The 1,766-nt window shown below is 36.1% G+C and carries 2 protein-coding genes; both read right to left on the reverse strand.

Annotated features, from left to right (window positions below; genetic code table 11):
- Nucleotides 1–162: 162 nt before the first annotated feature.
- A complete protein-coding gene (locus B7Y67_RS17070) occupies nucleotides 163–1,218 on the reverse strand; it encodes an alpha/beta hydrolase (RefSeq protein WP_293599653.1) in 1,056 nt (351 codons plus the stop codon).
- 229 nt (nucleotides 1,219–1,447) lie between these two features.
- Nucleotides 1,448–1,766: addiction module toxin RelE (locus B7Y67_RS17075; RefSeq protein WP_293599654.1), on the reverse strand; the 319-nt coding region annotated here is incomplete at its 5' end.

Consider the following 1,766-nt stretch of genomic DNA (forward strand, 5'->3'; position numbering starts at 1 on the left):
CCCAGGCTTTGAGCAATTTGGATAATCTTTGATCTTATTGCTAGCTTGGCCACTAAAGACGCGATTAGCTAAAGCCAAATTACTGAAGTTGATTAGCAATTCCAAAAGATGAATGACCTTTGATGGAAGCCCAAATTGCGCAAAGCCTTATGTTGTAGGCAGTTATTCGTTAATTTTCCTTTTGCAAAACTGTGTCCAACTTTCATTACTTGGGTGTGAATATATTGTTGGATTTTTACCATAATAAGTAACATTTCTAAGTCCTACTAAATTTGCTCTTTCTCTCAACTCTCTGGCGTGATAGGCGTGATGAGATGGTATGTCTGTACTAAATGTGATATATGGATTCACAACATCTCTTAGTGTATTGTTAACCCAAATTTCAGGGTCATCGGCAGTCATCAAAGCCAACATATCCACTTCTGCTCTATAGGTTGCTACCGAAGGGGTATTGTATTGTGCAGTTGAGGAAACTCCATATATTTTTTGAATATTCCCTGTTTCATTTGCCAATATTTGTGACCAGGTTACACCATAATCAACAAAAACATCATTTACCCATCGGTCTTCAATATTGTAACTTGATTGAGTCTCTCTTGCAACAACGCCTTTTACTCTGCTTGATTCTCTTAAAACAGGGTCACTACTTGAAGTATTGGCAAAGTCATTATTAAATGCTATCCAAAGAGAAGCTCCTGCTCCTGCTGAATTTCCTGACAAAATTATTTTATTCTTATCAATATTGAAATCAGTAGCTCTATTCCTTATATATTGTAATGCTCTTCTTACATCTGACATGGGTTTTTTTACACCTTCCGTTTCACCTGTATTGTTTAGATAAGTATAACGAATCGTTGCAAAAGCAATATTATTTTGAAGCAAGTAGCGAATGTCTGTTGGAAAATCCCAAGCACCACCTGACTGTACTGTATAGACAAAATCTTTGTCACCACTTGTAAAGCCACCTCCGTGAGCATATATAACTAAACCCGTCGGAGTGCTTGAATTTGGAAGCCAAATGTCGAACTGCGTTCTTGCCTTGCTATCATAAGCAATGTCTTTTGCAAACTTTGCATTGATACCTTGCAAATCAAATGGAGGAGTCGTGAAAATGATATTTGAACTTGAGGTTACTGGATTGTCTCCATTTTTACCACAACCAAAAGTCAATAACAAAAGGAATGAAAAAGCAAAGATATTCTTTGAGTATTTTTCCATATTAATTTGAGTGTGTCAATTTATAATTGCCTACAACGTCCCACGTATTGAAGTAGTTGGGTAATGGTTTTACTACTGCTTGGACTGGAGCTGAATAAAGTTACAAAAGATTAGAATATTTACTGCAGGCTGGAAAAACTGAGCTGCTTGGAACTACTGATTGGATTTGTGTTGGGCTGAGAGCTTATTCTGAGGTACCAATTGCTGCAATGCAATGTTGTGTGACGTTCTAACTCTCATTTGGAATAACAGCTATGATTCTTCGAAGCATTTTATCATCAATAGAGTCAAATTCTGCTTTATCATAAATAGTAAGGAGATAAACTTCTTTCTGAGGAGAAATTACATAAGTAATAATTCGAGCACCTCCGCTTTTACCTTTCCCTTTACTTTTAATAGAGACTCTTATTTTAAATACGTTATTTCCTAAAGCTGTTCCTTTAGTTGGTTCAATAGAAAGTGATGCTGCTAATTCAGTTAGTTCAGATTTGAGAGAAGGATATTTTTTAATTAACCGTTTGGCTTCCTTTTTGAATTTGTCAACCGGT

Source organism: Polynucleobacter sp. 35-46-11, from assembly GCF_002281105.1.

Bases quoted from the DNA above. Each gene is read 5' to 3' on its own strand.
- B7Y67_RS17070 (WP_293599653.1), bottom strand. From the start codon at position 1,218: ATGGAAAAATACTCAAAGAATATCTTTGCTTTTTCATTCCTTTTGTTA.